Source organism: Enterovibrio coralii, from assembly GCF_001559595.1.
Classification (GTDB): domain Bacteria; phylum Pseudomonadota; class Gammaproteobacteria; order Enterobacterales; family Vibrionaceae; genus Enterovibrio; species Enterovibrio coralii.
Genome location: NZ_LNTY01000006.1, coordinates 363,893 through 389,461, shown reverse-complemented (window position 1 = coordinate 389,461; position 25,569 = coordinate 363,893). Strand labels below are relative to the sequence as shown.

Genomic DNA, 25,569 nt, shown 5'->3' with positions numbered 1-25,569 from the left:
AGGAAATAGTTATAGCCAGCTATTCGCCGCGAATATTGTGCTGAGAAAGGGATTCAATCGCTTTGACCAGCGCGGAATGATCCCAATCCTCCCCGCCTTGCTCGGCGCAAAGGCTAAATAAATCCTGCGCTGACTGCGTATTTGGTAGAGCAACACCGAGCGCTTCAGCGCCCGTCAGAGCCAAATTCAAATCTTTCTGGTGAAGGCGAATTCTAAAGCTGGATCGAATGTGCCTTGCACCATACGCTCGCCATGCACCTCTAGCACTTTGGAGTTTGCAAAGCCTCCCATTAACGCATTACGAATGCGCGCGGGATCTGCCCCAGCTTTCGATGCAAATACGAGTGCTTCAGAGACAGCTTCAATGTTGAGAGCAACAATAATTTGGTTCGCCACTTTACAAACCTGCCCTGCACCATTGTCACCAACGAGGTTGATGTTCTTCCCCATGGCACCAAACAATGGCAGTGCTTTTTCAAATACTGCTTTTTCAGCGCCAACCATGATGGTCAACGCCGCATTAATTGCCCCGACTTCGCCCCCTGAAACGGGAGCATCCAGATACGAAGCACCGCTTTCATTCACACGGGCAGCGAACTTCTTGGTCTCAATCGGAGAGATTGAGCTCATATCAATAACGGTTTTAGCACTGTTTAGCGCGCCTTCAATACCGCCATCACCGAACAAAACGTCTTCAACCTGCGGTGTATCTGGCACCATGATGATAATGAACTCCGCGTCTTTAACCGCCTCAACATTTGAAGCAAAGGTCTTTGCGCCCCCATTAACCAATGATGAAGGTGCCGGAGAACGACTTTCAGAAAGATGAAGCTGATAGCCAGCTTTTTGCAGGTTTTCTGCCATGGGCTTGCCCATGATGCCGGTTCCGATAAACGCAATTGTCGTCATTCCATTACTCCTCATTTTGTCCATAGTCCGCTAACCAACACATACCTTCTTCTGTGGTTGTCGCAGGTTTGTATTCGCAACCCACCCAACCTTGATAGCCAATCTCATCAATGTGCTTAAACAAGAAGTGGTAGTTCAATTCGCCCGTCCCTGGCTCGTGACGCCCGGGGTTATCCGCAATTTGGATATGTCCAATTCGATCAAGCGTCGACGACAGCGTGGGCGCAATGTCCCCTTCCATGATTTGCATATGGTAGATGTCGTATTGCAGTGAGATATTGCTACTACCTACCGAATCACAAATTCGCAACGCTTGCTTGGTATTAGTTAATGCAAATCCAGGGATGTCTCGGGTGTTGATAGCTTCAACCACCAGCCGAATACCCGCACTTTCCAACGCATCATTGGCAAAGACTAGGTTCTGGATCAGCGTATCTTCCGCTTCCTCTTGAGTGACACCGGATGGAACAACACCGGCCAAACAATTCACTTGGTCGCATTCCAGCACCTTGGCATATTCAATCGCTTTGCTAACGCCTGCGCGAAACTCTTCAACACGTGCAGGGTCAGCAGCAATACCGCGGTCACCGTTTTCCCAATCTCCCGCCGGTAAGTTAAACAGCACTTGCTTGAGGTGATTTCTGTCTAGTTCTGCTTTGAGTTCATTGGCATCGAAAGCGTAAGGAAAGAGGTATTCCACCCCTTGAAATCCGTAATTAGCCGCTGCGCTAAAACGCTCAATAAACGGCAATTCGGTAAACAACATAGATAAATTGGCAGCAAGTTTTGGCATGACAAAGTCCTTATTCGTCTGTTTAAATCATTGGCGATCGGCAGCTAGCGCAGTCGGTGCATCGGCAATGGACTCTGCCAACGATTCGAATTCATTCACTGCATTGATTTCGACACCCATGGCAATGTTCGTCACCTTCTCCAAAATGATTTCAACCACCACAGGTACACGGTGTTTCTCCATCAATGCTTTTGCTTCTTCTAATGCTGGCGCGATGTTTTCAGGCTCGGTCACGCGTAACGCTTTACAACCTAAGCCTTCAACCACGGCGACATGGTCAACGCCGTAATCTGCTAGCTCTGGCGCATTCTGGTTTTCGAACGCTAACTGGACACAGTAATCAATGTCGAACTGACGCTGCGCCTGACGAATAAGGCCAAGATAAGAGTTATTCACCAAAACATGGACATAAGGCAGGTTGAACTGCGCACCAACAGCCAGTTCTTCAATCATGAACTGGAAGTCGTAGTCACCGGAAATGGCAACAATTTGGCGTTCAGGGTCAGCCGCTCGCACACCCAATGCTGCTGGCACTGTCCAGCCCAGCGGTCCAGCTTGGCCGCAGTTGATCCAATGGCGAGGTTTGTAAACGTGAAGGAATTGCGCCGCGGCGATTTGTGATAAACCGATGGTGCTGACGTAGCAGGTATCACGGTCAAACACGCGGTTCATTTCCTCATACACGCGCATAGGTTTAACAGGCTGTTCGGTATAATGGGTTTTGCGCAGCATAGTCGCTTTACGTTGCTGACAATCACTCACCCATGCGGTGTGGTCATTCAACTTACCTTGTGCTTTCCACTCTTTTGCTACCTCGATGAGAGCAACCAGTGCTTCTTGAGCATCTGACACAATGCCAAGATCTGGACAAAACACGCGACCAATTTGCGTTGGTTCAATGTCGATATGAACGAACTTACGGCCTTCGGTATACACATCCACAGAGCCTGTGTGTCGGTTTGCCCAGCGATTGCCAATACCAAAAACGACGTCCGACTCTAGCAATGAGGCATTGCCGTAACGGTGAGAGGTTTGTAGTCCCACCATACCCGCCATCAGTTCATGGTCATCCGCAATACTTCCCCATCCCATCAGGTTGGTATAACCGGCACACCTGTGATTTCTGCAAATTCTTGCAAGAGTTTAGAAGCGTTAGCATTGATCACGCCGCCACCGGAAACTATCAAAGGACGCTCGGCTTCATTAAGCATGGACAACGCTTTCTCTGCCTGATTGCGTGTCATCGCGGGTTTGTAGGGCTCTAGCGGCTCGTAGCTGTCTATGTCGAATTCAATTTCAGCCAGTTGTACATCTAACGGTAAGTCAATCAGCACGGGACCTGGGCGGCCAGAGCGCATGACCTGAAATGCATGTTGAATTGCCCTTGGCACTTGTGCAGGCTCAAGTACCGTTGAGCACCACTTGGTCACCGGGCGTGCAATCGACTCAATATCTACAGCCTGAAAATCTTCTTTGTGGAGACGTGCTCTTGGTGCTTGTCCAGTAATGCAAAGAATGGGAATGGAATCTGCCTGAGCAGAATAGAGGCCTGTAATCATATCGGTGCCAGCTGGGCCTGATGTACCAATGCACACACCTATGTTACCTGCATTTGCACGCGTATAGCCTTCAGCCATATGAGACGCACCTTCAACGTGTCTCGCAAGAATGTGGTCAATACCGCCAGCCTTCTTTAATGCCGAGTAAAACGGATTAATTGCCGCTCCCGGCACACCAAAGGCTTTTTCCACCCCCTCACGCTTCAGAACTTCTACTGCGGCATCAATGGCTCTCATCTTCCCCATACAAAACTCCTTTTGTATACAATTTGAGTGTTAATTGTATTCTTAGATCGATTATTAATTAATCGCAAGGTGTTTTTAACATTTTTTAAACAGGGTGATATCTAGAGAATCTGGGAGAAAGCGCGGTCTGTAAGGACAAAAGCAACGAAAAGAAAGGATTTAAACAGCAGTAAAAAATCAAGTTAGATATTCACAACGCGTTAACATTGTGCTTTTATTGTTCACTATAACCATTACTATAAAACACAAATATGACTTTTATTGTATACATTATGTGAAAGGACCTGCCGATGTATGACGTAAAAACTCACCCTGATAACAACACTAATGCCACTGCGCCTTCAAGACTGAACGTGACGGGGCCACTATTCAACGACGACGCAAAGCTGATTCTCAGTAAGGATGCGCTACGTTTTCTTAATGCCTTGTGCAATGCTTTCGCCGAGCCTTTAACTTCATTGTTGAACGCGAGAAAGGAAAAACAGCACACTTACGATGAAGGCGCCTTACCCGATTTCCGCGCAGATACGCAGTACATTCGTGACGACCAAGAATGGAAAGTGGCCGACATTCCTGAGACTCTGCTAGACAGACGCGTCGAGATCACAGGCCCAATAGACCGGAAAATGGTGATCAACGCACTCAATTCTGGTGCCAATGTTTTTATGTGCTGTTTTGAGGATGCTACCTCGCCAACCTGGGAAAACATGGTAAAAGGCCAAATCAATATGCGTGATGCCAATGACGGCACCATTGCGCATACTAACCCAAATTCCGGGAAGGTCTATCAACTTGTCGATAAGCCTGCGACCTTGATTCATCGTCCTCGCGGTCTTCATCTTGAAGAAGCAAATATCCAGTTTGACGACAAACCCATGCCAGCGAGCCTGATGGATTTTGGGCTTTACTTCTTCCACAACTACGCCGCGCGCAAAGCCAAAGGACAAGGTGTTTACTACTACCTACCTAAGTTGGAATCGATGGAGGAAGCCGCTTGGTGGGAAGCTGTCTTTGACTTCACGGAAAACTATTTTGGTGCAGAAACAGGGACCATCAGAGCCACAGTGTTAATTGAAACCCTGCCCGCAGTGTTTCAAATGGAAGAGATTCTTTATGCTTTGCGAAAGCACATCGTAGGTATGAACTGTGGGCGTTGGGATTACATATTTAGCTACATCAAAACACTGAAAAACCATACCGAACGCGTTCTGCCCGATCGTCATGCCATTGGCATGGATCAACCCTTCCTAGAAGCCTATAGCAAACGTCTTATCCAAACATGTCATCGTCGCGGCGCACTCGCAATTGGTGGTATGTCAGCCTTTATCCCCTCGAAAGATCCCGAGGAAATGGCGCGCGTTACGAAGAAGGTTATCGAGGACAAACGCAGAGAAGCGACCAACGGTCATGATGGTACATGGGTAGCACATCCCCACTTGGTTTCACTTGCACTCGACATTTTTGATGAATACTTAAACGGCGCAACGCACCAGAGCCACTTCATTCCAGACGGCACTTTTAACCAAGACATTTTGTTGCAGCCTTCCATCGGCCCAAAAGATGAAGCAGGGGTAAGGAAAAACATCCGCATAGCGGTGTTGTATATGGAAGCGTGGTTACGTGGCGTTGGTTGTGTCCCTATCTATGGCTTGATGGAAGATGCTGCAACCGCAGAAATTTCCCGCGCCAACATTTGGCAATGGCTCAAACACCAAGTGCATTTAGACGATGGCAGAACCTTTACCACAGAAATGTTCAGAACCTGGCTTGACCAAGAAGTGGCAGACATGAAAGCCCACGCTAACGACGATCACGACAGGAAATTTGACCAGGCATCAGAGCTATTTTTCACCCTTTCTACGGATAAGGACTTTGCTGACTTTCTGACCATTCCTTGCTACGCAAAGCTCGAATAACAGGTATTAGAGGCGATATTGTTTGTTGCCTCCGTCCACATCAAGGAGATCGACATGGAAAATCTGACGATGATAAAGGCACTGGAAATTACCAATCAGGTATTTCAAGCCGCACAGGAGAGAGAAACCGCACCACTGACGGTAGCAATACTGGATAAAGGTGGTGCGCTTATTTCGCTTCAACGACAGGATGGTTCGAGCATGATGCGTCCAGATATTGCGATTGCGAAAGCCTGGGGGGCGTTAGCACTCGGGTGCTCTTCCCGCAAAATTGCTGATGATGCACAAAATAGACCCTGCTTTATCTCGTCAGTCGCTACGTTAGCGCAAGGGAACTTGGTTCCCGTACCAGGCGGTGTGCTAATCCGTGACGATCACGCGGAACTGCTGGGAGCGGTTGGCGTATCTGGCGACATTTCAGATACGGACGAAGAAGTCGCAATAGCTGGCATTGTTGCGGCCAAATTCAATACCGATAGCATGCTGCCTGCCTAGTAGAACAAACACTGCCTTCGAGTACGACTTACACTGTGCTTGGAGGCCAGTTTCACACGCTCGCTATCTAATTACCACTAAGTCTCTGTCTCGGAACAATACCCACTCCGCAATCCTGCAACACCATCGATACAATAATCACATCAATGTTGTACAATCAGCTTAGCAATTCATATACAAAACTTATTTCATAGTATTTTGCGTTCGCTTTTTAAACGTTATTTAACAGCAAACTCCTTAGACGGCGAGTTTGGAAAGGAACATCTGTATGACAGGGCTTCTCAAAGCAACGAAGAAAAATAAACCGACAAACCCTAAACTTACGCAGGATGACATCGTTTACGGTCATATTTTTGATGCCATCTTAGAACAACGTTTGCCACCGGGCACCAAACTCAGCGAAGAAGCATTGGGTGAAATTTTTGGTGTAAGCCGCACTATTATCCGTCGTGCTTTGCTTCGTCTTTCCGTAGAACAAGTTGTTAGCACGCGTCCAAACCGCGGCTCGATAGTTGCTTCTCCCACCGTGGAAGAAGCCATGCAAATCCTCAAAGCACGCGAAGTCATGGAGCTCGCAATTGTTGAGCTAGCCGCTGAAAATGCAACGCCAGAACAAATCGCTAAATGCCGAGCCATGGTTGCCGAAGAAAATGAAGCAATTGCGCAAAACGACACGGGACGAAGTATCCGTCTTTCGGGTGAATTTCACATTGAACTGGCCGCAATGGCTAATAACCTTCCTCTTATGAGCTTCCAACGCAGTTTGGTATCTCAGTGCTCATTGATCATTGCGCTGTATGAATCTTCGAAAAAGACCAACTGCTCATGTGATGAACACACTCAGCTACTCGATGTGATTGAGGCTGGCGATAAAGAGGCGGCGATTTCCCTTATGAAAACTCACCTCGACCACATCAACTCAAAGCTCAACCTGCACGACGACTCAGGTTCAAAAGATCTCCACGCAGTCTTCTCAAATGTGCTGAAAAAGAAAGCCTAACCATCCCCTCCTTCAGCCTGGTTTCAGCAAACCAGGCTGACATTGTTCCTCCTGTTCTCACGATTTTGCCCTGTTTTAGTTATCAATTTCGAGATTTAAGAACGATCAAACTCACAGATTGTATACAATTTAAACTCCTATTTACGACCACCACTATGTGAAAAATCCCATTAATGACTGATTTTCATAAACTTTATATTGTTAAATCCCAGATCCATATATGTTAACAGAAAGTTGACCGAACGGTCAGAAATGACTAGCTTGTAATCAATGGATACGAGAACGTCATGGAGGCCGTGTGATCCGATTTCTCTTAAATCAGACCCTACAGGAAGAGAAAGACATTTCTCCCAACCTGACCGTATTGAACTACCTTCGAGAGCATGTGCGTAAAACAGGCACAAAAGAAGGATGTGGCTCGGGCGACTGCGGAGCCTGCACTGTGGTGTTAGGCGAAGTGGTGGATGGAAAGCTTGAGTATCGAAGCGTGAACTCTTGCCTAACCTTTGTTTCTGCCCTGCATGGCAAGCAGCTCATTACAGTTGAAGACCTGAGAACCAAAACGTCTTTGCACCCTGTTCAACAGGCCATCGTCGACTTTCATGGCAGCCAATGCGGTTTTTGTACCCCCGGCTTTATCATGTCGATGTTTGCTCTGACTAAGAACCACCCTAATGCTGACAAAGAAGAAACGTATGAAGCATTAGCAGGTAATTTGTGCCGCTGTACTGGCTATCGCCCAATTGTTGAGGCGTCTTTGTCACTAAGTCAGGAAACGCCAATTCGCGATCAGTTCGCTGAATACGAGCGTGAAACCATTGAAAAGCTCAATGCCATCGGTAAACCAGAATTAGAATATAACGCCGATGGAAAAACTGCATTTACACCCACAAGCAGTGATGAACTTGCAAAAACGCTGATGGCACACCCAACAGCGAAGTTACTTGCTGGTGGTACTGACCTTGCACTTGAAGTCACGCAGTTCCATCGCGATATCGACAAGCTCATTTATCTCGGCCGTGTTGACGACATCAAAACCGTCAACGAGACCGACACCCATATCGAAATCGGCGCCAACGTGCCCTTCACCGATGTGTATCGTGCTCTAGAACCTCACTACCCAGATTTCGGTGCGCTTTTACAGCGTTTCGCGTCTTTGCAGATCCGCAATCAAGGCACCATTGGTGGCAACATTGCCAATGCCTCCCCAATTGGTGACGGTCCTCCGTTGCTGATAGCTCTGGGCTCAACCGTGATCCTGCGACGCGGCGACACTGCACGTGAAATCCTGCTTGAAGATTTCTTTAAAGACTACAAGGTCACAGCTCTACAGCCGTCGGAGTTTGTGCAAACCATTCGCGTGCCCAAACCACAACCTAATCAGGCTTTCAAGGCATACAAAATCTCTAAGCGATTTGATGATGATATCTCTGCCGTATGTGGTGCATTCCGCCTTACTTACAATGGTGACACTGTCACAGAAGCCCGCATTGCCTTTGGCGGTATGGCTGCCATTCCTGCGCGCGCATCGCACTGCGAACAAGAAATTGTAGGCAAGCCACTTAATGCGGCATCCATACAAGCGGCGATGTTGGCATTGGAAAATGACTTCTCACCCATTTCCGATTTCAGGGCGACGAAAGAATACCGCGCTGAAACAGCTGCGAACTTACTCTACCGCCTGTTTACCGAACTCAGCTACGCCGCTGATGGAAAAATGATTGAAACGAGGGTGATTCATTATGTCTCGTAAAACGACCCCTGCCATGACCATGGAAGAAATGACCGCACAGGCCAAAGCGGGTTTAGCGACTGGCGTCGGTAAATCAGTTAAACATGAGAGCGCTGAAAAGCAAGTATCCGGTGAAGCTCTGTATATCGATGACCGCGGAGAATTTCCCAATCAGCTTCATGTCTACGCACTGATGAGTCCGTATGCGCATGCAAACATAACCAAGCTGGATGTGTCACCGTGTTATAAGGTGCCCGGCGTTCACACAGTCATTACTTCTAAAGATGTGCCGGGCGAACTCGATATTGGTCCGATTCTTCCCGGCGATCCTATGCTTGCTGACGGCAAAGTGGTCTACGTTGGCCAGCCCGTGATTGCAGTTGCCGCTGACTCTCTCGACAATGCGCGTAAAGGCGCAGAAGCAGCAATCATCGAATACGACTTACTCCCAGCCGCCCTTGATGTCGAAGAAGCCTTAGCACAAGAATCTTTCGTCACGGATAGTCATACTCAAAAACGCGGGGACTCAGCCGCTGCAATTGCGAGCTCCGCTCACGTGCTTGAAGGTGCGCTCCATGTCGGCGGACAAGAACACTTCTATCTCGAAACACAGGTCTCAAGTGTCGTACCGACTGAAGATGGTGGTGTGATTGTCTATTGTTCGACGCAAAACCCGACTGAAGTGCAAAAGTTAGTTGCATCCGTATTGGGTGTACCAATGCATAAGGTACTAATAGACATGCGACGCATGGGTGGTGGTTTTGGAGGTAAGGAAACGCAAGCCGCAGCACCTGCTTGTATTGCTGCTGTTATCGCAAACCAAACAGGTCAACCCGTGAAGTTCCGTCTCCCTCGTCGTGAAGACATGATGATGACAGGTAAACGCCATCCTTTCTTTAATCAATATAAAGTGGGTTTTGATAACGACGGTGTCATTCAAGGGATTGAGATTGTTGTGTCTGGTAATGCTGGGCATTCGCCTGACTTATCACGCTCAATTGTCGATCGCGCAATGTTCCACTCTGACAACGCCTACTTCCTCGGCAATGCGACGGTCACCGGACACTGCGTGAAAACCAACACAGCCTCGAATACTGCCTACCGCGGTTTCGGTGGCCCTCAAGGCATGATGACTATCGAACACGTGATGGACACCATCGCCTGCCACCTAAAAAAAGACCCGCTTGAGGTTCGCAAGGCCAATTATTATGCCGGCGAAGGTCGTGATGAAACCCACTATTACCAAAAGGTCGAAGACAATTTCATCCACGAAATGACTGCCGACCTCGAAATGTCGTGCGAATATCAATCACGTAGGAAAGCCATTGCGGAATTCAATGCCACCAGCCCTATTCTGAAAAAAGGCATTTCCATTACCCCTGTGAAGTTCGGTATCTCGTTTACCGCGACCTTCCTCAATCAAGCTGGCGCACTCGTCACTGTATATACCGACGGAAGTATTTCGCTAAACCACGGTGGCACCGAAATGGGTCAGGGATTAAACACCAAAGTCGCCCAAATTGTGGCGGAAACTTTCAGTGTGGACATCGATACGATTCAAGTCACCGCAACCAATACTGAGAAAGTGCCAAACACCTCACCAACGGCCGCGTCGTCCGGCACGGACTTGAATGGTAAAGCCGCACAAAATGCAGCAATGACCATCAAAGAGCGCATGGTGAATTTTGCGTCTTCACACTTTGATGTCTCGCCACAAGACATCGTCTTCAGCAATGGCATTGTCACGATTGGCGATAAACAAACCATGACCTTTGCTGATTTCACCGAGCTGTGTTGGTTTAACCAAATTTCCCTAGCGGCTTCTGGCTTTTATCGCACACCGAAGATCTTTTACGATCACGAAAAAGCACGCGGTCGCCCTTTCTATTACTTTGCCTATGGCGTGTCGTGTTCAGAAGTCATCGTCGATACACTTACCGGCGAGTACAAAGTCCTTCGTACGGACATTCTGCACGATGTCGGTGCGTCTCTAAACCCGGCTATTGATATCGGTCAGGTTGAAGGCGGCTTTATTCAAGGTATGGGCTGGCTTACGACCGAAGAGTTGGTGTGGAACGACAACGGCCAGTTGATGACATCAGGCCCTGCCAGTTACAAGATCCCTGCTGTTGCAGATACGCCTGAAATCTTTAATACCCGCTTAGTAGAAAACAGAGCGAATCCAGAAGACACCGTGTTCCACTCAAAGGCCGTTGGTGAGCCACCGTTCATGTTGGCCATTTCCGTATGGAGCGCGATCCGAGACGCCATCGTCAGCGTTGCAGATGACAATGTCATTCCTCATCTGCCTGCACCAGCCACACCGGAACAGGTGTACAACGCCATCAAGCAAGCGCGAAATGGTAAATCGCCTGTGTCGTTTTCGCTGTAACAGCCAGATATGGAGATCGATGATGTTTAAAGACAATTGGATCCAAGCACTGGCAGAGTTAGAAGCCAAAGGTACGCCGTGTGTTATGGTGACCGTACTCGAAGACAAAGGTCGGTACCTCGTGGTGCTGGCACCAAAATGCTCGTGACTGAAGATGAGGTTATCGCCACGATTGGTGGCGGCCATCTTGAACATGTTGCCATGAAATCCGCGCAAGAGATGCTCGCGCAAGGCGAAAGCGACATCAAGATAGAACGCTTCAATTTAGGCGCGCGACTTGGACAGTGTTGTGGGGGCATTGTTACGCTGAGTTTCGAACCTATTGGTCCGCAACGTCACGTATTGGCACTCTTTGGTGCTGGCCACGTAGCAAAGGCACTGGTACATATTCTGGCGACGTTACCGTTCAACGTGATTTGGATTGATGAGCGTGAAGAACAGTTTCCCAAAAATCTCCCGGATAATGTGGAAATGCGCCTTACCGACGATCCGGTTGGTGAAGTCTCTTCACTACCAGCCAACAGCATGTACTTGGTGCTCACTCATAATCATCAACTTGATTTCGACCTTGCACGAGCCATTTTAAAACGTGGCGATAGCCGCTATTTCGGCATGATTGGCTCACTGTCAAAACGCAAACGCTTCGACTATCGCTTGAAAGAACGAGGCTTAAGTGACGAATCGATCAACACCATGATCTGCCCCATCGGCATTGATGCAGTAAAAGGAAAGCACCCTGCTGAGATTGCGGTTTCCGTCGCAGGCGAACTCATCGCATGCTATCAAGGTGAGGAGATAGCGAACAAACGCGAACACGTCTCAAACGGAAGCGGGGCACAGAAACAACTCGAAAAACTCTCTATTCTGAAAAGAGAGCCTGAAGAAAACAACAATAAAAATGACGAGAAAATAAGGGCATAAAGGAATGAAAGACCCAAAAGCTCATCCAGCGAAGGCTTTTCGCGCTGCCATATTACACAGCCTTGCAAATCCAACGGACGTGGGTTTGGAAGACTCCTTTCAGTACTTCGAAGATGGCATTTTGCTAGTTGCAGACGGTCACATCGTTAGAGTCGGTCACACCGATGACATTCTCCCGACACTCGATGACAGCGTTGAGTTGATCAAGCTTGAGAACAAACTGATCACACCGGGATTCATTGATACCCACATTCACTACCCTCAAACTGGGATGATCGCGGCGTACGGTGAACAGCTTTTGGATTGGCTAAATAACTACACCTTTCCAGAGGAAAAACGCTTTGCAGATATTGGGTATGCGCGCGAAGTGGCAGTCCAATTTCTCGACGAATTAGCCCGAAACGGCACTACAACCGCGTTAGTTTTCGGTACTGTGCATAAAGAATCTGTCGATGTGTTTTTTCAAGAATCCGAGAAGCGCAACCTTCGGATGATCGCGGGTAAGGTGCTGATGGACAGAAACGCACCTGAGGATCTGACTGACACACCAGAGTCAGGCTATCAAGACAGCAAAGCACTGATTGAAAAATGGCATAACAAAGGCCGTCTGCATTACGCAGTCACCCCACGCTTTGCGCCCACCAGCACGTCAGAACAGTTGAAGCTCGCGGGAAAACTCCTTGAAGAATACCCTGACGTCTATATGCACACGCATCTTTCTGAAAACCAGAAAGAGATCGAGTGGGTGCAGGAGCTATTCCCGAACAGCAAGAACTACCTTGATGTGTATGACCAACATGGCCTGCTCTCAAGCCGTTCTGTGTTCGCGCACGGTATTCATCTGTGTGACGGCGAGTGTAAACGACTCTCTGAATCAGATTCAGCGATTGCCTTCTGCCCAACGTCAAACCTGTTTTTGGGCTCGGGTCTCTTTCCGCTTTCGGAGATGGAAGACAAAGGGATCAAAGTGGGTATGGGCACAGATGTTGGCGCAGGTACCAGTTTCTCCCTGCTTCAGACCATGAGCGAAGCCTACAAGGTGATGCAGCTTCAAGGCAAAAAGCTCCATCCGTTAAAGTCCTTGTACCAAGCAACACTGGGCGGCGCAAAAGCCTTTCGCTGGATCATTTGATTGGTAACTTTGAATCAGGCAAAGAAGCCGATTTCGTTGTGTTGGATCTGCACGCCACGCAATTGATGCGATTTAGAATGGAACATGCAAAAACACTGGAAGACCAACTATTCGTGCTCATGACAATTGGCGACGACAGAACCGTCGCCAACACCTATTCATACGGCGAGTGTGTTTATGATAAATCAGAAACTCGTTAAGTTGGGTTTCTGATCAATTGCGAAAGATGGTTTGCCAGGCAATCGCCTGCGGAATATTCGCCAATGCGTTTATCATTGGATATTCAACATCAACCTCTCCATACCGTTGTTGGTAAAGCGAATACGCTTCCGCAACGGTGTTGGATTCGATGACATCTCCACTGACTTCAAAGCCCTGCTCAAGCAGTTGAAACTTTTCAGCGTAGAAATCTCGCCCATCAAAATCCACATGAATGGCAACGTTGTCTTTAATAAAGAAAAGATAGCGACTCATAGTAAGACCCCCATTGAAAAGTTTGAGTAAATTTGTATGGGTGAGTGTCTTTTTACACGTAATCGCCCCGGCTAAAAAAGCCAGATCAACAGTAACATACCGAAACATAGATGGCTTACAGACGCCCAATAAACACAAAGTGCGTCACATCTACTTATGAAAATGCTCAATGTGCCAGCAATGCGTGATGAATTTGTGTTCAATTCTGAATTTTGGCGTCGCGTGCGAAGGGGAACAGGGCTAAGAAAAAGGCCGCTAGGCGGCCTTTTCAACATTATTCGTGGTGTTTGCCAAGAAAGGTTTTCAGAGCTTCAGTGACAAATTCCGGCTTTTCTAGATTACTGATGTGGCCAGCTTCAGGAATAATGATGTATTCACTGCCATCAATCGCATCGTGCATCAGCATAGATTCCAGCGGAGAACGTGGTTTGTCTTCTGCGCCCACCATGATCAGCGTTGGTAACGTCAGGTTCTCGATATCATCAAAGGTATCACGGCGATCAAACACGATGCGTCCTACCTCCGTAATGTGTTTCGCAGCATCCCCCTCTAGACCTTGCAGACGTTGACGGAAACCGCTCACCAATTCAGGGTTAGCGTCGCTAGCGTTTGATGCAAAGAACAAAGGTGCGATGGCATCAACCAATTCGGCAGGCACAACACGTGCATTTTCGATGATGTCCAGCATGCCGAAGTATTTCAGCTTAGTGATCTCTGGTTCATAACCAACAAACGTGTCCATCAAGACGAGTGTTTTAACACGTGCTGGTGCTTTCAGTGCCAATTCCGTGCCCCACATGCCACCAACAGAAAGACCGACAATAGAGAAGCTTTCAATCTCAAGGTGGTCCATCAAGGCCAACATATCATCGGCATAATCGACCAACGACTTGGTTTCCGTAGGCATGGATTCTGACTGACCATGTGCCCAAAAGTCTGGGACGAGACAACGGTAAGTTTGGCTGAGCACATCAACTTGCGGTTGCCACATTGCGCTATCCCAGAGGTAGCTGTGTCCAAACAACAGAACCGGACCATTGCCAATGTCTTGGTATGCCATGGTTTTACCATGTCGAGTAAACGTCTTCATCGTGTTCCTTTTTGATTTGTTTTTGTTTTCGTTCGTATTAAACACAAAAAAAGCACTGAAGACTGGCATTTTTTGTGAGAAAACTTTGCTTGTTTAGCCGTGAGATTCTTTGCCGCAAAGGGAGACGCTACTTTACCGACAACAAGGTGGTTTAAGAAGCTTTTGTCTCTTAGTTTTGAGCTTGCGATTAGATAGCGGGAGCGTTTAAACAAAATGACGATTTGATTTCTCGAAGACAAAAAAAACTCAACGAGGAGTTTCCACGTTGAGTTCGTTTAGCACGAAGCGCAAAAGGCAGTGGCTGCGCTTAAAAATTCATTTCAGATTGTGCGGATAGCACACCCTCTATTTTCATCTTGTTTACTTCACTAGCGTGCCAAAGCTATGAGGTTGCACAAGCAAGGTTGAACCGTCGCTGAACCTTACTGTTATTGCCGTGTCGTCATAGTTGTAAGCAAGGTAAGTCATTTTGCTGCCGTTTTTAAATGCAACCGCGGCGGGATGATCGGCCGTAAGCTCTCCCGTACCAGTGGCTAAATGTCCCAGAGCCTGCCAGTTGTAGAGCCAATGATAGGTATGCGCCTTCGACTCCCCCTCTTCAGGCAAGTAATTCGAACCAACACTTTCATAGTCTGATATCGCAGCATCTGCGTCAGTCATCGCCCAAAGGTTCCACCAGATATCTCGCCATTGCCCGTCTATCAAGCCGGAAGGTTTGCGATTCGATGATTCCGTCAAACCCAGTGAAACATAGGCTTCCATGTAATCAGCATGAAGCCCGACATGAAACACCAATGGATTCAGCGGCAAACCTTGAATCCCTAAAATGTGCGCATACGCGCCACTAAACCATGTCGAGAATGACGCACCCTGTCCCCAAATGATCGACGTAGTGATCTGGTTGTAATTCGTGGGGAAATTGTCGTAACTGTCACCACGGTTTGGGTAAGATGGCGATGTGTTTCGGTACCCATCAAGATTGTTCCAGTACTCCCAATAGGTCGCTGCCGATGAAGCATGAAGGTAAATCCCCTTATCGACCAAATCCTGATCGCCCATCACCAAACCATAAAGTACGATCGCACCGTAGGCATTTGCCGCTTCTGATGTCGATTCGTTGTTATTTCCTAAAGCAAAGTTGGCAGAGCCAGACGCCCACGAAAACCCGTTTGCAGGGTCGAAGTTGCGAAGGTAAGGAAACATCTCGTCGCCTTTACTCGCTGCGTAGTCGCGAATGAGTAAATCAACCATGGGTCCATATTCGCTTTCACTGCACCACGATTTATCGGTGCGGCAAACCTCCGCTGCGGCTCTGACGAAATAGCCATAGTGGAAATGGTGATCATTGAGATGTTGATGCGCTAAAAACGACTCTTCAACGCCTAACAGCGTTGTCCAGGTTTCGTCATAAACAAAGTATTTAACGATGTCTAACCCGCCTGTCGTGTTAGCCGTAAACCAATCTGCCAATTCCGATTTCAGCCAATTCGTCAGACGCAACGCTTCACTGTCCATCCCAATGGAGCGTGCTATCGCAATCACTTCAGCCGCTTTACCATAGCTTTTACCCGACCAATAGGTATCGGTATAAGGGTTCCATCGGGATTCGCCTTCATTCATGTACTCAGTAACAAGAGCACGCAACGTCACTTCGTCTAAATCTGCAACGTTTGGCAAATAAGGCAGTACGCCAACAAATGGCAGCGTGTAAGAGAAACCGTTCGTCTGCGCAAACTTCGTGGTGCCTCGCGTGCTTCTTACACTGTATTGAGTCGGGTTTTCATTGCTGTTTTTCCAATGGAGCGGTTGCATGCCCGCAATGGTTTCTATGGGTGCGCCATTCGCGTCTAGGTATGTGTGTTGCACCGTGACCTGATTGTTCGCGCGATTGACCGAATAGGATATCTCTACATCACGAACAACTTGTCTAGCCAGACCTTCAAAATATGAGGACATAGCATTGCTTGGCGTACCTTGAGATGGAAGCAAGGCTACCGTTATCTCTTTCGCACTGTTTGTGACGATTATTTGGTTGCCAGCAATCCCACTGAATGTGGTATTTCCCTCGCCAACAACCAAGAAGCTGTTGCGATTACCGGCCACATCTGTCCACACACCTAAAGACTGAGTATTTTGGAAAAATGTCCCTTTTTGGAAGCCATCTTCGCTGTGCGTTTTAATGACAAAGTCTCCGTCAAAGGCTTTAAAGTACGCATAAGGAGAACCATGAACAAAAGTCGCTTCCATGACGGGTGTATTACCCGTTCGCCACTCGACGGTCATCGCGCCATCACTGTGATCTTTTAGGTATCCCTGCATGTCGCTATGAACGGTATTCGCCACTGCAATACCATCGAACACTTCGTTAAACGGATCCGGCACCACATATTGGAACAGGTTACCTTGTCCTTGCAGAGCATTAGGAATCCCCATCATTCTCACACCACGCTCCGAAATACGCGCAGTGATGGGATCGGGCGTGATGTAAGCAGCATCGTCAGGATCGCCAATGGTCATTTCGCCAAGGAATGAGACTGACCCCCACCATTTGTGCGTCGGAACGGGTTGCCCTTCTAGCTCTGGGACAATTTGTGGAAACAATCTCTTCGGCGTCCCAATGTTGTCACATGACGGCACACCCGGCTCGACCACGCCGGCATTGGAGACCCAGAAACCATGATCAATGGTGCAGCGATAACCGTCTGGGTTAAACGTATTGGCCACATTGCCTGCACCGTAAGAGGTGACGAATGCTTCTTGCGGGGTATCAACGATATAAACGTCAGCAATTTCAATCTTGCCGTCACCAGCAAACATGAGCCTATCCACGTCAGATCAGCAAAACCGGGGAAAGGAACCTCCATCTCATACCAATCATTTCCCAACGATAATGCCGTGCCGAGCGAATAAATGATTTTCGATTCGGTGCTGTTCACGCCCTGAATCGACACTTCAACTTCTGTGGCAAAATCGGATTTATATTTAAAACGGAGAAGATCGAAACCCTTTGTATCAATCGCGTTTTCCGCTTCATTACCCCATGCAGCAACGGCAAATGGTCCCCAATTTGAACCGCTCGTTACAAGCAAACTGGTTGAGAATTGGCTTCCCTCTGGATCCCACTCTGTTGTGGCTCCTGACCCCCAAGTACTGCCCTGATGTTCGAATTCATAAGAAGGTGCAAAATCGGAGTGAAACACATACTTTCTTTCGTTGGTTTCTTCTTTAGGAGGAATTTGCGTGGAGCCTGATTTCGACAGAAGCATGCTGACTTGCTGACTCTGCGCTCCGACAGACACTACACGCGATAAGCCGTTATATCCTTCGCGACCCACAGAGACAGAGTATTGCCCTTGGGCAAGCGTAAACTGCGTTTTACCCGCGTTGTCGGTCTGTTTTGATTCGTTGTTTATTGTTACCGTTGCAGAAATCAATGGAGCGCTAGTGACACTGTCACCTGTAAATACAGTTAATGTCGATGTCGTCGGTGAGGCACTTCCTGAGTTCGAATCGTCACCACCACCTCCTCCCCCACAGGCAGCAAGGAAACCAGAGAAAATTACGAGTAAAAAACATCGACAGAAACTCTTCACAACCAAATCCTTTTGATACTACAACCCTAAAAGAAAGCGCTTTCTTTTTGGCAGTATAAGAATTAGCGAACGCTTAACAATGCGTGCAGGCCAGTATTTCAAACGATCGTTCGATCGTTCTCACTCACAAGACAATTGAAGGGTTAAAATGAGAAACTGAAGGGATAAACGAGAAAGAAGGACTGAATCATCGACAGTCAACGTTGCCAATCTCTTCATCGAGACGAGGACAATGAAGGTCAAAAACTACCCCGTGCATTGAGGACGTTTCGTGCTGTTTGTTTCGGTTGCTGCTAACTCGCAGGCAAGAAAAAAGCGCCTTTGACGGGCGCTTTTTTGGAATGACGTTTGCTTACTCTTCAGCAGCAGGTTTCTTTTTCTTAACCATGAACACGTCTTCACCAACTGCAACTGTCTTGTAGAAGCTCTTGTCGCGTTGTTTTGGTGCCGCTTTCTTCGCAGCAGGCTTACGCGTTTTCTTCTCTTGGGTTGGCTTCTTCGCAAAGGTCTTCTTGCGCTTAGGAGCCAGACCTTTGAATTTACCTACCAGACCTTCAAACGTTGCGAAGGTCATGGTTTTGTCCAAGAAACCTTCGGTGTTTTTGAAGCTATTCCAGTCTTTAGGGCCAACGAAAGAAATCGCAGTACCTTTATTACCCGCACGGCCTGTACGACCGATACGGTGAACATACTCTTCAGCGTGTTTTGGCATATCAAAGTTCACAACGTGAGATACATTTGAGATATCCAGACCACGTGAAGCAACATCGGTCGTAACCAACACTTTGTGCAAACCACGCTCGAACTCGTTCATGATACGGTTACGTGCGCTTTGGCTCATGTCGCCGCTCAGCGCAACGGCTTTGATGCCATGCTCAACGAACACTTTCGCCAGACGGTCTGTATCCGCGCGCGTTGCGGTGAACACCATCATCTGCTGGTATTTCTCTTCATCCATCACGCGATCAAGCAGTGCCTGTTTGTGGTCCAAGTGATCACACAGATAGAAACGCTGCTCGATGTCTTTGTGTTCTTCGTTCACGTAACCAATCGCAACACGCTTTGGTTCGTTCAGCATGTCCGCTGCAATATCGTTCACTTGTTGGTGGTCAAGGGTTGCAGAGAACATGAGCGTTTGACGACGACGGTGACCCGCTGCCGCGTTGATCGCTTTTAGCTGAGGTTCGAAACCCAGATCCAGCATACGGTCAGCTTCATCCAGGATCAGCATTTCCAAACCATCAAGGTTCAGATGACGGTGTTCCAAATGGTCAGCAAGACGACCAGGCGTCGCAACAACGAACATTGGGTCTTTACGAAATTCTTTGGCTTGGTCGTTAAAGTTCTCACCACCAAGGATCAAAACCGCTTTGTATTGTGTGCCCGCAACCAGTTTGCGCAGTTCACCATAAACTTGTTTTGCCAGCTCACGAGTCGGCGCAAGGATCACAACGCGTGGGTCGCGACGGCTGAAAGCTTTCGCACGAATCACACGCTGAAGCGCAGGCAGCAGAAACGCCAGTGTTTTACCTGAGCCAGTTTTAGACGAAGCAAGCAGATCTTTTCCTGCCGAGATGACTGGAATGGCTGCCGCCTGAATGTCAGTCGGGGCGTCAAAACCCCAGTGTTCCATTGTTTTTATCAGGCGCTTGTCTAAACCTAGATCTTCAAATTGCAAGGTAATACTCCAAAATCATTCTTTATACAGGGAGTTACTGAGTCTACTTTTACCCATCAACCCATGGCGACTCCCGTGGAAATACGGCGCGAATACTACCATATTTCTGCAATTTCACGCATTTTTTATTGTACTAGATCACAGTTTTATGGTCGTTAATGCGCCATTCATCGGCAAAACACGTTGTTACGAGTAGCTTATCAACCCAACGACACTAAAAAGAGCTCCGAAAATGGCCGAACCTACCGTGCTCCAACGCTGGAAACGCTTCACGCTTGAAGAAAAAGTCCACACCTTACCGAATGGGTTAGAAACCCCGCATATTACATTAGCCCACCCAGGAGCTGTGCTTATTCTCCCGGTTGCGAATGACGGAAAACTCGTACTGCTAAGACAGTACCGCCCTTCGATTGAAGCATGGATTTACGAGTTTCCAGCGGGAACATTGGAGAATGCCGAAGACATTCTTGAATGTGCGAAGCGTGAACTAGCAGAAGAAGCCAAGCTCTCTGCAACCGAGTGGCACTCTCTCGGAGAGAGTCTCCCGGCACCAGGTTTTTGTAACGAATCCCAATACCTCTATCTTGCCAAGAACCTTGCGCACGCCGACGCAGAAATGGATGAAGATGAAGTGATTGAAGTCGTTCATTTTTCCGTGGAAGACGTCAAGAGCATGATCATCAACAACGAGATTCGCGATAGCAAAACCATTGTTGCCTTTTGCCGCGCTCAATTGATGGGTTTGATCACATAGCCTTTGCTTTACAATGCATTAACATTGACATCCGACCAGTTGTGGAATTAGGGTGAGTATTGCTGGATCATGTCAGGGAAGAAAAATGAAACAGACACTCGCCCACGCTAACCGAATGCTAAAGCTATTTGGGTTCTTCAAAGTGCCGCTTATTTGGTATTGCCGTCCTAAAATCCTTGTACTTAATGAAGACCAAGTTCAGGTTCGTATTCCGTTAAAGCGAAAAACAAAGAATCATCTCAACAGCATGTATTTTGGCACGCTCGCCATAGGTGCGGATGTTGCTGGCGGGTTCATGGCAATGAGTAAAGCGGAGTCACGAGGAAGGAAAATTTCCCTCGCCTTTAAAGCCGTAACGGGTGACTTCTTAAAAAGACCAGAAGGTGATGTGGTATTCACCTGTACAGATGGCAAGCTTATCGATGAGATGCTTGACGAAACACTGTCTTCTGGGGAGCGAGTCAATCAACCTGTGCGCATCACCGCAACCTGTCCCACACTTCATGGCGACGAACCGATGGCGGTTTTCGATCTGACACTTTCTGTGAAAGCTATTTCATAACGATTCAAAAACAGTATTTCTTAATGTGTGTTTGAGCGGGCTCAAGCACACAGTTTTCGCCTTTTATCGCGCCAACTTTTTGCCCTTTTCTTCTTTTACTTATTAGACTTAAGTACAAGTTTGCTAAGGGTGGAGAGCGTTTTGATCAAGAAACTAGGCGACTTTTTTAAGCTCGATACCGCACCAGGTATTATATTAATCGCGACGGCATTCGCCGCCCTCATTATCGCTAACTCTCCTCTCGCTCCCGCCTACTTATCTTTATTGGATACACCTATACACATAAAGATAGGTGCACTGGATATAGAAAAGAACCTTTTACTTTGGATTAACGATGGCCTAATGGCCATTTTCTTTTTGTTAATAGGGCTAGAGGTTAAACGCGAGCTCATTCAAGGAGCCTTGCGAACCAAGTCTCGCGCTATGTTCCCTGTTGTTGCGGCTGTTGGTGGTATGGTAATTCCCGTGCTGGTTTTCGTATTTTTCAACTACGGAGACCCTGAGAGTATGCAAGGCTGGGCGATCCCTGCTGCTACGGATATTGCCTTCACGCTCGGTGTACTCGCCTTGTTTGGTAAACAAACGCCAGTTAGCTTGAAAGTGTTTTTGTTGGCACTTGCAGTCATTGATGATTTGGGTGCCGTTATCATCATTGCACTGTTTTTCAGCAGCGATCTTTCCCTTGTTGCCTTGTCTATTGCAGTCCTTGCCAGTGCGGCATTGTTCTACATGAATGCAAAAGGTGTCGCGAGACTCACCGGCTACTTGCTAGTCGGTGCCATCCTTTGGGTTGCCGTACTGAAATCTGGCGTACATGCCACCGTTGCAGGTGTCATTTTGGGCTTTGCTGTTCCGTTAAGAATTAAGCACCATCGCGTACGCAGCCCACTGCGTTACCTTGAGCACGGCATTCACCCTTGGAGTAGCTTTGCGATCCTGCCGCTTTTTGCTTTTGCCAATAGTGGTGTTCCATTAGATAACTTCAGTTTCGGTATGCTGTTCGAGCCGTTACCGCTTGGCATCACACTCGGGCTTTTGCTTGGCAAGCCTATTGGCATATCACTGTTTTGTTATCTCGCTATCAAAGCGAATATCGCCAGTCTGCCGAAAGGGTTAGATTTTAGTCATATCATGGCCGCATCGATCCTTTGTGGTATCGGCTTTACCATGTCGATATTCATCACCACGCTTGCTTTCCCTGGCGCAGAATCTCACGCGTTGGTCGACTTGTCCCGCATTGCAATATTTATTGGTTCCTTTTTAGCTTCCGTCATCGGCTACTTGGCACTGAAACAAACATTACGTCAGCGACAACCAGTGGCCAGTGACGCCACTGAGTAAAAGTCACCGTTAGTCATTGCAAAAAGGCTCCATAAGGAGCCTTTTTTGTTTGGAGAATCGAGATACACATGAAGCAAATTTGAAATAAAGCTGTCAAGGAAATATGGATAATTCTTACCACAAAATACCGTACTCTTAGGCATTAAAATCAATAGTATTGACTTTTTGAAAGACCGCATGAATACAGTGCTCCGAGAAGAAATCTACCGACTTATCAACCGTTTCTGTGGATAAAAATTCGATTATCCACACACGAATTATCTCGCTATCATAATGATTTTTATAGCTTTTAATTGATCAAATTTTACATCAATTTTTGTTGGAAAATTTTTGTGTGATAATGAGCAAGTATTTCAAATGAAATAGATTTCCAAAATACAGCCAGCATGATTTATTAATTTCTGTAATTACCTTGCATTGCCTGTAAACACAATGAGAAGCCACTCTCACCTCTTTTGTTTTTCCTTTGAATATCTTTCCATTGACTCATCACCTTTATGCTATAACGTAAACTCACGATTTTTTGAAGATCCCGCCTTAGCCAAGGTTTTGACCTCCCCCGTTTCATGATGAGGCAAGGTACGATGCTGACCCGACTCAATGTCATGAAACGCTGAGCTGAGAATTTGTAACGTGTCACCATGAGATACCAGCAGAATGACTTTTCCGAAAAATAGTTGCTCCAACTCAGCCACAAACGCCACGGCGCGACGCCTTACTGACGTTGTGCTTTCCACTCCCATCTCTGTTTGATCTGAATCTAACGCGTCTTTTTTCCATACTTCGTCATAGGAAGCCGAAGACTTTCCTTCGTACTGTCCAAAGAAACGCTCTCGGAGGCGCGCGTCAGTCACTGGCTCAACCGAAAGCACTTGTGCAACGATATCTGCAGTCTCTTTGGTTCTCTTAAAATCGGAGCAATAAATAAGGTCTACATTCTGATTGCTAACAGCCAACGCAGCTTCCCTCGCCTGATGTTTCCCCATTTCGGAAAGGCCATATTTACTGCATCCATTGGCAGGATCGCTCACAACGATATCAGCGACGTTTGCCTCACTTTGTCCATGCCTCATGATCAGGTAAGTGTTGTTAAACTCTTTCATGTTTATCCTTAACGTCTGTTGGACTTCTATGTCCGTTTTTCATTGGCACGTGCGTTAATCACATCCAAAGGACGCGCCTTTTTCAGACGACTACTGCTTAGTTCTCCGGCTTGATCCAGTATTGGATAAGCGATCGACGAGAAATGCGAATTTACGCGGATAAGATCTCGCAGTAAATCAAGGTACAGTGAGCTACCAGAAACGAAAGGTGCCCCGCTATCCCTAAGCCCTTTTTGGTGTGCGAGTGTTGCTTTACGCTCGATACTCTTTACCACGCTCTTTTGTTCAATCAGTGCTCTTGCGTTGTTTACGTCTCCAGTGAGCAACACACTAAATGCCAGTTCCATATTGCGATAAATACATTGCTTTAGCTCTTCTATCGCTTCTTTCTCGAAGTCTGGAAGCTGAACATTTTGTTGAATCATTTTCTCGATGACATCCGTCATGCTGCACTCGAGTATGTCACCCGCATGTTCCAGATTTGTTGTGTAAGACGAAATTCGAAAACATCTTCGACGATACTTCTTCGGTAAATCCTGTCGGCTCAACTCGGTCAGGTACCAGTTTATTTTCTCGTGATACTCATCAATCAGGTCATCTGATCGCTTTATGTTTTTAAGCTCTGCGCAATCTCGGGTCTTCAGCACCTCAAATGCACCATCTAACATTGTCTTAAGCAGATCCCCCATTCTCAAGACCTCCCTCACCGAATTGGTCAGCGCGACTGAAGGTTTCCGAAACGCTTTTCTATCTAGGTATCGTGGGCTGTTGTCGCTCGTCTCTGACGCCACGTCGGGAAACCACGCTTCCAATAAGCGCGCGCAAGGTTTAACTAAAGGAAGGAAACTCAGCGCAATGACGACGTTGAACAGCATGTGGAAATTAACCAGAACAATCGCGGGGTCGTTTCCATAGAAAAAGGACATCGATGAAATCACGTTTAGCAATGGGAGCGTCAACGCTACACCAACGGCACGAAACATTAGGTTCCCTAAAGGGATTCGGTAGATTGACGGAGACGAATTCAAGGTGTTGATAACAGCAGGTATTGCAGCACCGAGGTTCGCACCCAAGATAAGAGGAATGCCACCAGAGGTCGTGATAACACCGGCACTTGCCATGGCAATAACCAGCAACACAGTCGCCAAGCTGGAATGCACCATAAACGCAATGCTCATACCAACGATGATTGCCAGAAACGGCTCATCGTTCAGCGCGGTCATCATTGATTGGATGGCGAACGAATCTCGGATAGGAATAGAGACAGACACGATCATATTAAGCGCAAGCAGCATTAAACCAATGCCAATGGCTATCGAGCCAATATGTTGGTGTTTATCCCTTTTACTTGCTGACATTAGTACGATGCCAACAATGAAAAACAATGGTTGTAACCAGCTCAAGTCGAACGTGAGTACTTTTGCGACGAGCGTGGTTCCAACGTCCGCACCAAGCAGAATGGCTAAGCCACTCGCGGTTGCTAAGCCTTGATTGGCTAGCGAGCTGGCTAACAATGCAGTTGCTGTACTGCTTTGCAGCAAGCAAGTTACCCCTAAACCTACGCCAAATGCCCGCCAACGATTGAACACTGAGCGCCCAAGACTGCGCCTTATTTTCCCGCCAAACGCTTTTAGTACTGATTTCTTGACCAAGTTAAGACTAAATAGAAGTAATGCTACACCTCCTAATAGATTGAAAAGTATAGATGTTCCTGTCATTAACCCTCCGTATTCCCACAAACAGCAGCGCAAAATTTCAATCGCAGATTTGCCACGAACTGGGCGAATCAATTTGAGCATTTGCCTATTTACAATGTAGTCAAAAGTGAGCCTTTGATCAATAAACGAGCATTTTTATGCTCATTCGCTCATTTTATGTT

The 25,569-nt window shown here is 47.4% G+C and carries 16 protein-coding genes and 5 pseudogenes; 10 read left to right on the top strand and 11 right to left on the bottom strand.

Annotated features, from left to right (window positions below; translation table 11 throughout):
* Positions 1-19: 19 nt before the first annotated feature.
* The 4 genes and pseudogenes from ATN88_RS02460 to ATN88_RS28770 form a co-directional block, all read right to left on the bottom strand.
* Positions 20-864 (bottom strand): annotated as a pseudogene (locus ATN88_RS02460) (2-hydroxy-3-oxopropionate reductase).
* Positions 865-913: 49 nt separating this feature from the next.
* A complete protein-coding gene (gene hyi, locus ATN88_RS02455) occupies positions 914-1,702 on the bottom strand; it encodes a hydroxypyruvate isomerase (protein WP_067410908.1) in 789 nt (262 codons plus the stop codon).
* A gap of 27 nt (positions 1,703-1,729) precedes the next feature.
* Positions 1,730-3,153 (bottom strand): annotated as a pseudogene (gene gcl / locus ATN88_RS28775) (glyoxylate carboligase).
* A gap of 51 nt (positions 3,154-3,204) precedes the next feature.
* Positions 3,205-3,498, bottom strand: a pseudogene (locus tag ATN88_RS28770) (thiamine pyrophosphate-binding protein); the annotation flags it as partial.
* Positions 3,499-3,797: 299 nt separating this feature from the next.
* On the opposite strand from ATN88_RS28770, the gene aceB reads away from it, so the two are divergent.
* The 7 genes and pseudogenes from aceB to guaD all read left to right on the top strand — a co-directional run bounded on the left by aceB (position 3,798) and on the right by guaD (position 13,295).
* The gene (aceB, locus tag ATN88_RS02445; RefSeq protein ID WP_067410904.1) at positions 3,798-5,423 is read left to right on the top strand and encodes a malate synthase A; all 1,626 of its coding nucleotides are present in this window, start codon (positions 3,798-3,800) and stop codon (positions 5,421-5,423) included.
* 54 nt (positions 5,424-5,477) lie between these two features.
* Entirely contained in the window at positions 5,478-5,918 is a 441-nt protein-coding gene (locus ATN88_RS02440) for a GlcG/HbpS family heme-binding protein (RefSeq protein ID WP_067410900.1), read from the top strand.
* 268 nt (positions 5,919-6,186) lie between these two features.
* Positions 6,187-6,918, top strand: coding sequence for a GntR family transcriptional regulator (locus ATN88_RS02435; RefSeq protein ID WP_067410896.1), 732 nt, complete (start codon positions 6,187-6,189; stop codon positions 6,916-6,918).
* A gap of 298 nt (positions 6,919-7,216) precedes the next feature.
* Complete coding sequence (gene xdhA / locus ATN88_RS02430) at positions 7,217-8,671, top strand: xanthine dehydrogenase small subunit (protein ID WP_067410893.1); 1,455 nt, start codon at positions 7,217-7,219, stop codon at positions 8,669-8,671.
* Positions 8,661-11,042, top strand: coding sequence for a xanthine dehydrogenase molybdopterin binding subunit (gene xdhB / locus ATN88_RS02425; RefSeq protein ID WP_067410889.1), 2,382 nt, complete (start codon positions 8,661-8,663; stop codon positions 11,040-11,042). The genes xdhA and xdhB overlap by 11 nt, the downstream gene beginning before the upstream one ends.
* Before the next feature lie 22 nt (positions 11,043-11,064).
* A pseudogene (xdhC, locus tag ATN88_RS02420) lies at positions 11,065-11,963 on the top strand (xanthine dehydrogenase accessory protein XdhC).
* Positions 11,964-11,967: 4 nt separating this feature from the next.
* Positions 11,968-13,295: pseudogene (gene guaD, locus ATN88_RS02415) on the top strand (guanine deaminase).
* 13 nt (positions 13,296-13,308) lie between these two features.
* Here the strand turns inward: guaD and ATN88_RS02410 are convergent.
* From ATN88_RS02410 to ATN88_RS02395, 5 genes are all read right to left on the bottom strand, one after another.
* On the bottom strand, positions 13,309-13,569 hold the full coding sequence (locus ATN88_RS02410) for a hypothetical protein (RefSeq protein ID WP_067410886.1): 261 nt from the start codon (positions 13,567-13,569) through the stop codon (positions 13,309-13,311).
* Between the two features lie 274 nt (positions 13,570-13,843).
* Positions 13,844-14,659 (bottom strand): alpha/beta fold hydrolase, encoded by an 816-nt coding sequence (locus ATN88_RS02405; protein ID WP_067410882.1) that lies wholly within the window; start codon positions 14,657-14,659, stop codon positions 13,844-13,846.
* Positions 14,660-15,019: 360 nt separating this feature from the next.
* Positions 15,020-16,279 (bottom strand): glycosyl hydrolase, encoded by a 1,260-nt coding sequence (locus ATN88_RS26590; protein WP_232312762.1) that lies wholly within the window; start codon positions 16,277-16,279, stop codon positions 15,020-15,022.
* Positions 16,280-17,232: 953 nt separating this feature from the next.
* Positions 17,233-18,252 carry a hypothetical protein gene (locus ATN88_RS26585; protein ID WP_232312704.1) on the bottom strand — a complete coding sequence of 340 codons (1,020 nt, stop codon included), beginning with the start codon at positions 18,250-18,252 and terminating at the stop codon, positions 17,233-17,235.
* Positions 18,253-18,604: 352 nt separating this feature from the next.
* Entirely contained in the window at positions 18,605-19,930 is a 1,326-nt protein-coding gene (locus tag ATN88_RS02395; RefSeq protein ID WP_067410879.1) for a DEAD/DEAH box helicase, read from the bottom strand.
* A gap of 232 nt (positions 19,931-20,162) precedes the next feature.
* Here ATN88_RS02395 and ATN88_RS02390 point away from each other — a divergent pair, with 232 nt between their 5' ends.
* The 3 genes from ATN88_RS02390 (at position 20,163) to nhaA (ending at position 22,587) form a co-directional block, all read left to right on the top strand.
* Positions 20,163-20,684 carry an NUDIX hydrolase gene (locus ATN88_RS02390; RefSeq protein ID WP_067410875.1) on the top strand — a complete coding sequence of 174 codons (522 nt, stop codon included), beginning with the start codon at positions 20,163-20,165 and terminating at the stop codon, positions 20,682-20,684.
* A gap of 85 nt (positions 20,685-20,769) precedes the next feature.
* Complete coding sequence (locus ATN88_RS02385; protein WP_067410871.1) at positions 20,770-21,246, top strand: DUF4442 domain-containing protein; 477 nt, start codon at positions 20,770-20,772, stop codon at positions 21,244-21,246.
* 141 nt (positions 21,247-21,387) lie between these two features.
* Positions 21,388-22,587, top strand: a complete 1,200-nt coding sequence (gene nhaA / locus ATN88_RS02380) for a Na+/H+ antiporter NhaA (protein WP_067410866.1) — start codon at positions 21,388-21,390, stop codon at positions 22,585-22,587.
* 500 nt (positions 22,588-23,087) lie between these two features.
* Here the strand turns inward: nhaA and ATN88_RS02375 are convergent, their stop codons facing one another.
* Positions 23,088-23,690 carry a histidine phosphatase family protein gene (locus ATN88_RS02375; protein ID WP_067410862.1) on the bottom strand — a complete coding sequence of 201 codons (603 nt, stop codon included), beginning with the start codon at positions 23,688-23,690 and terminating at the stop codon, positions 23,088-23,090.
* A 26-nt stretch (positions 23,691-23,716) separates the two neighbouring features.
* Entirely contained in the window at positions 23,717-25,408 is a 1,692-nt protein-coding gene (locus ATN88_RS02370; protein WP_067410858.1) for a Na/Pi cotransporter family protein, read from the bottom strand.
* Positions 25,409-25,569: the final 161 nt, after the last annotated feature.